We start from the raw sequence: 1,034 nt of genomic DNA on the forward strand, positions 1-1,034 counted from the left end.
GGGAGCGGTGGGTGCCGGACGGCAGCCGCTGGTCAGACGAGGTCGGCCTTCTCCAGGGCGGTGCAGCAGGTGTCGACCATGAGGCGGGTGACGGTGTAGGGGTCGACGTTGGCGTTGGGGCGCCGGTCCTCGATGTAGCCCTTCTTGTCGACCTCGACCTGCCAGGGGATGCGGACGGAGGCGCCGCGGTCGGAGACGCCGTAGCTGTACTCGCTCCACGGGGCGGTCTCGTGGGCGCCGGTCAGGCGGGCCTCGACGCCGGCGCCGTAGTTGCGGATGTGCTCGGCGGGCTTGTCGTCGCGGCCCAGGGACTCGGCGGCCTCGATGATCGCGTCGTAGCCCTCGCGCATGGCCTTGGTGGAGAAGTTGGTGTGGGCGCCGGCGCCGTTCCAGTCGCCCTTGGCGGGCTTGGGGTCCAGCGTCGCGGAGATCCCGAAGTCCTCGGCGGTGCGGTAGAGCAGCCAGCGCGCGACCCACAGCTGGTCGGCGACCTGGAGCGGGGACAGCGGGCCGACCTGGAACTCCCACTGGCCGGGCATGACCTCGGCGTTGATGCCGGAGATGCCCAGGCCCGCGGCCAGGCAGTTGTCCAGGTGGGCCTCGACGACCTCGCGGCCGTGGATCTCGTCCGCGCCGACGCCGCAGTAGTAGCCGCCCTGCGGGGCCGGGTAACCGCCCTCGGGGAAGCCGAGCGGGCGGCCGCCCTGGAAGAACGTGTACTCCTGCTCGATGCCGAACAGCGGCTCCTGCGCGGCGAACCGCTCGGCGACCGGGCGCAGCAGCGCGCGGGTGTTGGACTCGTGCGGCGTGCCGTCGATGTTGAACACCTCGCACAGCACCAGCAGGTTGCCCTCGCCGCGGATCGGGTCCGGGTACTCGGCCACCGGCTTCAGCACCCGGTCCGAGCTGTGGCCCACGGCCTGGTTCGTGCTCGACCCGTCGAAGCCCCAGACACCCGGCGCCTCGCCGTCGGCCAGGATCTTGGTCTTCGAGCGCAGCTTCGCGGTCGGCTCGGTACCGTCGATCCAGATGTA

Annotated in this window: 1 protein-coding gene; it reads right to left on the bottom strand. The window is 71.6% G+C overall.

The annotated features are described in order from the left end of the window. Positions 1 to 32 precede the first annotated feature (32 nt). A partial coding sequence (gene glnII / locus ACIP9H_RS42315) for a glutamine synthetase (protein WP_401598078.1) occupies positions 33 to 1,034 on the bottom strand: 1,002 nt, incomplete at its 5' end.

It is taken from the genome of Streptomyces sp. NPDC088732 (assembly GCF_044751205.1).
Classification (GTDB): Bacteria; Actinomycetota; Actinomycetes; order Streptomycetales; family Streptomycetaceae; genus Actinacidiphila.